This is a genomic window from Dapis hubbardiae BLCC-M172 (assembly GCF_050016015.1).
Lineage (GTDB): Bacteria > Cyanobacteriota > Cyanobacteriia > Cyanobacteriales > Microcoleaceae > Trichodesmium.
This window is the reverse complement of sequence record NZ_JBNHEQ010000319.1, coordinates 1-6,726: the sequence shown is the minus strand read 5'-3', so window position 1 is coordinate 6,726 and position 6,726 is coordinate 1. Positions and strand designations below refer to the sequence as shown.

Genomic DNA, 6,726 nt, shown 5'->3' with positions numbered 1-6,726 from the left:
TATCATACTAAAGAAAGTCTAGGGCGTGTCATTGCAAGGTGGCAATTGAACAAGTTAACCTCCTGGGAAAAGCATATTTTTAGCCGAGGCAATCTCCGGGCTTTGACTCTTATCTATGCCAAAGATTGCCACGGGGGTAATGACTGGGAAAACCATAAAAATTCTGGCTCACCCTCCCCCTCGCAATGACATTCTGTAGATAGCAGAAAAGCTCTTTTAATATTTAGTTTATGAAGCAGTTCTTAAAGCTATATTAGGACTCACGCATGAGGTAGGAAAAACAGGGGTTTGAGATTGCTATCCGTTCCGGACTGCTCCGCAAACCCTACCGTCGCAATGACGAAAATACGTTGCAGTTGCGTAAGTCCTGTATATATATGTAGTTTATAAATAAAATTAAATGAAAACTGTTGTAATTACTGGAATTTCTGGCACTTTAGGTAGTGCGATGGGTAAAGCATATAAGTCACGGGGGTGGCGAGTTGTTGGAGTGACTCGTCAACCTAATTTAGAGGGAGATTTTTTTGATGAGTTGTGTGTTTCTCCCCAAGAAACTATTGAGGATGCCAAAAAACTATTCGAATATGACCCAGATGTGGTAATTTTAAATGCTGGTCAAATTGAGACTGAAGTGGGAGAGGGTGGCATCCCTGTAATTGAGTTAGTAGAGTCCATGAATAGAGTTAATTTTTCTTGGCCTGCAGTTGTTGCTACTGAAGTAGCAAAGTTAACTCGGAGTAGACCCTTAGATGTAATTGCCATTGGTTCAATAGCTGATGGGAGTCCTTCCTGTTTCGGACCGGTTTATCATTCTGGTAAAATAGCTTTACATTATTTTTGGTCTGGAGTCGGACCTATTGTATATCATTCTAGTAAAAATATGATTCGCCTGCGGTTGTATCGCCCTGGTGCGATTTCTGGTAAATTTGCTTGGGCACCAGTAAATCGTTTGAATGATAAGGCTTATAAGATTCGGGCAAATAGAGTTAATTCTGCCCCATCTGGGGATAAGGTCGCTGAGACAATAGTTAATTGGATTGAGAATAGTAAGCAATGGGTGGGAACTTATGATGAACCTTTAGGCTTTAAGATTTTTAAGTATTTGTTTGCTTTGTTCCCCAACTTTTTCTACAGATTACAGTTATATGGTTGGCCGAAAGGTAGTAAGTTTATGTGAACTTCAGCAGGGTGCGTTTTGCTGCGCAACATTAAAAGCAAAGCGTAACGCACTGACATATTAGACCTCTTCGGAATAAGACAGAAGTTAAACTCTTATCCTGAAATATTTCACCCAACTTAAAGCTCAAAAATACTCTTGCCGAAAAATTAAGGTATAAAGCCTCTCCTTTCAGGGAGAAAAAAAGAAAAAATTTTCCTTTTCACCAATCCTCTTCTTTTGAAGAAGAGGTAATTATGGTTTAAAAATCAAAGATAAAAGCATTAATATATAAAGGCTTTAGCCATTTTACGTCTGGAAAAAGTACCAACTTTTCAGTTGATATATCTGAAAAATTGAGCATCTTGGGGTACGCGAGGCAGAAAAATTAAGGGACTATTTTTCTAACTACCTACTTTATAATTCCCATTCCTCCTGACTCCTGACTCCTCCTCCCTACTAAAAAACTTATTCAGCAAGCTCTAATTATTAATTATTGAACTTGGCCTTGTTTACCATAAGCCTGCCAAGCCAAGTCTACCAAACCATTAATAATAGCAACTGCTACTACGGCACTACCCTTACGACCATCAATTCTAATATGAGGAATCATTGAATCATACAAACGTGACTTCGCGACATCAACCCCCACAAAACCAGAAGGAGTACCAATAACTAAAGCAGGTCTAATTTCTTCGGCTTCAATTAAATCAACAATTGCAGACAGAGCTGTTTGAGCTTGACCAATAACAAAAATACCTTCTGGATAACGTCTAGCTAAAGTTTCAATTCCCCAAGCTGCATTAGTTTTTTCCTTCTGAGGTCTAGTTATAGCATCCATTGAACAATAAACTGGGTTAGCAAAGGTACTTTGAATAACTGAGGTAATACCTACTTGTACCATTGGCACATCTACCACAATAGTTGTACGAGCTGCCAAAGCAGCGGCTCCAGACTGTAAAGCATGTTCAGAGAAACTAATTAGAGACTTATATTCAAAGTCTGCTGTAGCATATATTACCCGTCTAACTATCTCATACTCTGCGGGAGATAAAGCATGAGGGCCAATTTCCCTGTCTATAATTCCTAAGCTTTGGGCGTCTGTGATGTGCCATTCCATATCAAATTATTCCCCTGTATACCCTGTATATAGTTATATTTAATAGTTTAGATAGTCAGTTGAGAAGCCTACTGGCTTATTGTGAGCGCCATAAGCTCTGGGAGTATATCACAGAAATTAGCACTACAGTACATCTGTACCATAGATATTTAAACTTAGCTATTAGCTTTTTTCTTTTAATAATATTTGTAATCTAACTATCGTCAACTATACTTCACTGTAACTACTATATAAATGGTCAACCGTCGGCAATTTTTACTTACCTCTGCTTTGCTTGGTAGTGGGTTAATCGCTACTAATTCAATACTAAAATCAAAAACAAACCAATATGTGTGCACCAGGGATTATTACTTCAGATAAGATGCGTCCTCAAATTCCTTATGGAGTTGCTAGTGGAGATATTTCTGCTGAAGGAAAGGCGGTAATGAGTGAGTCGGAGCGATCGCCCTCAAAATTTATAGTATGACAAAGCAATTGAAAAATTTTGACTACTTCTTTTCTTAATTCTTGCAAAATTAATTTCAAAAAAATAAACTAAATAGGGAACGCCCAGTATAAGTTTTACTCATCAATTTAGATTTTAATATTGTTTTTTATAAATATAATCAGCCTCATTTTTCCCAGGTCGTAACAAATTATTTCACGAGCTTGCGTTATTTCAAAGATTTGGTATCATATCCTGTACATAAGGTATTGTGCCAATGTTATATCTAAACCTGAGAAAATACTAGGTATAGAACCCTACAATCAAGTGTTTTCGTGTTTTTTGATCTTAAATTTGCTAATTTTGAGCCGAGGGGGATAACCTCAAAAAAACAAAATTCAAACAAGAGCAAATATTCAAGAAATTCGATAATTTGACAAAATGGTGGATATAAGGTATAAAGCCAAAATACTTAGGGTTTGCTGAAAAAGTCTTTTTTAATGAGTAGGGGAGTAGGGGAGTAGGGGAGTAGGGGAGTAGGGGAGTAGGGGAGTAGGGGAGTAATTTTTTTTCCTAACTCAGCAGCGAAAATACTAAGTAAGTTCTGATTGTGTTTCCTCCATTTTTTAACAAGTTGAGGGATACTCGACACACCATAAATAAACAATATTATTTCCTACTCCGCATTATTCCAGCCATCAATTGAAGCCATCAAAATATTAACTGCTGGATTGTCTATTAACTCCTTAAAAGCTTCTTTTCCTCCCTGTTTTAAAGCTTCAATTATTCGAGACTTGAGAGAGAGATTTTTCTCAATTTCCTGCATTACCTAACCTACAACTATTGCATTTTCCGCAGGAGTTTCAGAATAGTCCGGTTTAGATAATTGTTGTAATAATTGTTGAATTTCTGCTGCTGCCTGAGCTAAATTTTGCTTTTGCTCAGGGGAATAATTATACTGATTTTTAATTGCTGTGCCTATCGTTCCTTTACCTGTAACGCTACCTAAATTAGAACGATCTATCTTAATATTAGAGTTACTTTTGTTAGTCATTTTTAATCTCCTTATTTCACTCTTGATTTTTAATTGCTGTGTCTATCGTTCCTGTACCAGTTAGGCTAGCAATATTAGAACTAAAGACAGAAATATTAGTACCATTATATTGGTACTCAATAGTTGTCTGTTGAACAACCTTTTCTGAATTGTTCTCCAGATATTGGATAATATCGTCAAAGTTAAACTTAGCTTTTATTGCCTCATATTTGTTCTGCTCCTTAGCTTTATTACCTATACTTTCCAGATTTGAAAATACTTTCCTAAAATATTTTGTAGATGCTTCTTTAACAGGAATAATAAGCTTTTCTTGACCGGATATTTCTGTTAAAGGTGGTAAGAACACTATGCAGGGAAGTTGGTCAGAAGGGATACCTAAATCTCGTGCTATTTTGTAAGACTCATTTCTGTTAAACGGCTTTTTAGTAAACAGCTTGATTGGTTTAAATATTTCATGTAGCTCTGATAAAAGCAGATACTTCCAATACTTTATCAACAGCTTCCAGTTAATTCCCTTTTTTTCTAAGACATATATATAGCACCACTCACCAGTTAGCTTGTCAAAGTCTTCAAAGTTACTCATCATGTAGTCTACTATTTCCGAGTCTCCATCTGTATAGAGGAAAATTCCTTTGACTAAACTATGTGAGTCATTCTTGATATTTTTGTCGGTAATTATGATGTCTTCATATAGAGTTTTCCTTGTAGGGGTGAAACTGAATATTTCTTGGTATAAGGTTTGGATTGTAGGGGCAGCATGCGGTGATGATAGGATGGCAGTACGAGAGAAAAAATGGTTATACTTTTGCCTAATTACAGGGATAAAAACTCTACTACTTTTTTCAATTAAATTTAACTCCATTAACTCAATTAACCTTTGATTTATAGTCTCAATTATATAAGGAAAATTAGACTCACAATTATCTTGTATATATGGATAAGTAGACTCAATTAAAACTTGATTTATAGTCTCAATTATATAAGGAAAATTAGACTGACAATTACCTTGTATATATGGATAAGTAGACTCAATTATGTTTCCATAAATTACCTTGATTGCAAAGATAACATTTGTCTTATTACTCTCAGCTAAATTTGATTTTGCCAGTTCCACTAATTTTAGGTACTGTTCCTCAATTCTCAGGACAACATCTACCTCATTCTGTACATCTATATCTCCCTCAATTAACAATTCAGCTAGTTCAATTAACTTTTTATGTACCAGCTCAACTTTAGACAAAATAGATGCATTATCTTCAGTTGAATTTAACTCAATTAACTCAATTACTTGTTGATTGACTGCATCAAGCACAGAAACAATGCTAGTTGTATTATTGTTAATTAAATTTAACTCTGTATTTAATGCTCTTAATTCTCTGAGCTTTCCTATAACAAACTCCCCCAACTGGTCGAATAATTTATCCTCACTCTCATTACTCATAATAATTACCCCCAACTACTCTAATTCCTTAACAACCAACAACTCATTCCCTCGGTCGTCGATCACCTTAACTGCTATTTCCCGATGCTCCCCTGGTTCAAATGGTGCGCTGGTAGTATCTGCTAAATTTTCCGACACCTAATCTTCATAACTAATAACTACCTTTCAAGTCTTTCTTGATACTATCCCAAGCATTTGTCCGTTAACTTCTAACTTCCAATGAGCGGATCGCCTCTTTATAACTTTTATCTAAATTTCAGGAGACATTGATAGTAATAAAAAACCAGCTCAATTAACTTATAAATTCTAAATTCTAAATTCTAAATTCTAAATTCCCAATTTCAAGTTTCCTTTATTTAAAGTCCAACATTTATCAGCAATGGGTAAAAGGTCGCTAGAATCATGGGTGACAACCAATAAACTCCAATGGTTTTTCAATTTAGCTAATAAATTGACCAATTGCTTCCGTATTGACCAATCTAATCCGGCAGTTGGTTCGTCTAACATTAATAGATGAGGCTGTCTAATTAGTTGTACTGCCAAGGCAAGACGACGTTGTTGACCTCCACTTAAAGCATGGGGCGATGTATTGAATGATAAATGTTGAAGACCTACTTCTTCCAAAGCAGAAGATATTTGTTCTGGTCGTAATTCTGGATGTCCTAATCGTAATTCCTCTAGAATAGTAGCGCCACAAAAATGTCTTTCTGGGAATTGAAATACTAAACCCCCCAGTTGTTGTAAATGTTCGGAGGTTAATTTTTGCTCTCTCCAGTATATTTCTCCTTTGGAGCATTCAGCTAGACCAGCTAATATTTCTAATAATGTAGTTTTGCCTGAACCACTACGACCTATTATTAGACCCATTTGTTGAGGGGCTAGTTCCATATTAATATTGTTAAGAATAGGAGTGTTACTAGCTGCTGGATGATAGTGTAGGTTTTTTAGATATAGCATTGATATATTCTAATAGCAATTAATAAGTAAATTCATCTATCAATTTTTCTAGAGCTAAGTGTCTTTCATTTTCTGGTATTTTGTACATTATCTCAATCAAAAGGTCAGGAGATGCACTTGTAGTAAACAAATCATCTATTTCTAGATAAAAAATGTTTTTTAGATGTTCTCCTATAGCTTTTATATCTGAATTATCTAGTTTTCCAATTCGCTTTTTCCATTTTCCTTCTGAGTTCTTAAAGTAATTAGCATCAAGAGTACATATCTGATGAACAAGAGCAAAATATTTTTTATCTAGACAATTTTTAGTTGTTGGGTTAATTGAATAAGTTGTTGGTAGACCTTTATATGTCTCTTGAGAAGTTAAAGGAATAGCATTAAAGGTTTCTATATACCCAGACAGAGGCTGAAAATTTTTTGCTTGTCAAAACAATATTAAAGATGCCTACCTCTTAAAACTCTACTAGGATTAACGGTAGTACGTCAAGGAAGTGTGGGGAGGGTGGGGAGGGTGGGAAGTTTGGGAAGTTTGGGAAGTTTGGGAAGTTTGGGAAGTTTGGGAAGTTTGGGAAGT

10 protein-coding genes are annotated in these 6,726 nt (G+C 35.5%); 3 read left to right on the top strand and 7 right to left on the bottom strand.

Going from position 1 to position 6,726, the window contains the following annotated elements:
• Both ACP6PK_RS29640 and ACP6PK_RS29635 read left to right on the top strand, forming a co-directional pair.
• The coding region (locus ACP6PK_RS29640; RefSeq protein WP_426565091.1) for a hypothetical protein at nt 1–189 on the top strand (189 nt) is incomplete at its 5' end.
• A gap of 211 nt (nt 190–400) precedes the next feature.
• Complete coding sequence (locus tag ACP6PK_RS29635; RefSeq protein WP_426565089.1) at nt 401–1,177, top strand: NAD-dependent epimerase/dehydratase family protein; 777 nt, start codon at nt 401–403, stop codon at nt 1,175–1,177.
• A 472-nt stretch (nt 1,178–1,649) separates the two neighbouring features.
• Here the strand turns inward: ACP6PK_RS29635 and ACP6PK_RS29630 are convergent, their stop codons facing one another.
• Nucleotides 1,650–2,276, bottom strand: coding sequence for a precorrin-8X methylmutase (locus tag ACP6PK_RS29630; RefSeq protein WP_094670804.1), 627 nt, complete (start codon nt 2,274–2,276; stop codon nt 1,650–1,652).
• Between the two features lie 328 nt (nt 2,277–2,604).
• Here ACP6PK_RS29630 and ACP6PK_RS29625 point away from each other — a divergent pair, with 328 nt between their 5' ends.
• On the top strand, nt 2,605–2,742 hold the full coding sequence (locus ACP6PK_RS29625) for a hypothetical protein (RefSeq protein ID WP_426565087.1): 138 nt from the start codon (nt 2,605–2,607) through the stop codon (nt 2,740–2,742).
• A 634-nt stretch (nt 2,743–3,376) separates the two neighbouring features.
• Here ACP6PK_RS29625 and ACP6PK_RS29620 read toward each other — a convergent pair.
• The 6 genes from ACP6PK_RS29620 to ACP6PK_RS29595 all read right to left on the bottom strand — a co-directional run bounded on the left by ACP6PK_RS29620 (nt 3,377) and on the right by ACP6PK_RS29595 (nt 6,543).
• A complete protein-coding gene (locus tag ACP6PK_RS29620) occupies nt 3,377–3,526 on the bottom strand; it encodes a hypothetical protein (protein ID WP_426565085.1) in 150 nt (49 codons plus the stop codon).
• Nucleotides 3,527–3,529: 3 nt separating this feature from the next.
• Nucleotides 3,530–3,754: a hypothetical protein gene (locus ACP6PK_RS29615; RefSeq protein ID WP_426565083.1), complete on the bottom strand. Its 225-nt coding sequence runs from the start codon at nt 3,752–3,754 to the stop codon at nt 3,530–3,532.
• Nucleotides 3,755–3,770: 16 nt separating this feature from the next.
• A complete protein-coding gene (locus tag ACP6PK_RS29610; protein ID WP_426565081.1) occupies nt 3,771–5,195 on the bottom strand; it encodes a hypothetical protein in 1,425 nt (474 codons plus the stop codon).
• A 15-nt stretch (nt 5,196–5,210) separates the two neighbouring features.
• Entirely contained in the window at nt 5,211–5,333 is a 123-nt protein-coding gene (locus ACP6PK_RS29605; RefSeq protein WP_256386524.1) for a hypothetical protein, read from the bottom strand.
• A 189-nt stretch (nt 5,334–5,522) separates the two neighbouring features.
• Nucleotides 5,523–6,152: an ABC transporter ATP-binding protein gene (locus tag ACP6PK_RS29600; protein WP_426565078.1), complete on the bottom strand. Its 630-nt coding sequence runs from the start codon at nt 6,150–6,152 to the stop codon at nt 5,523–5,525.
• A 19-nt stretch (nt 6,153–6,171) separates the two neighbouring features.
• Complete coding sequence (locus ACP6PK_RS29595) at nt 6,172–6,543, bottom strand: type II toxin-antitoxin system PemK/MazF family toxin (RefSeq protein ID WP_426565103.1); 372 nt, start codon at nt 6,541–6,543, stop codon at nt 6,172–6,174.
• Nucleotides 6,544–6,726 lie beyond the last annotated feature (183 nt).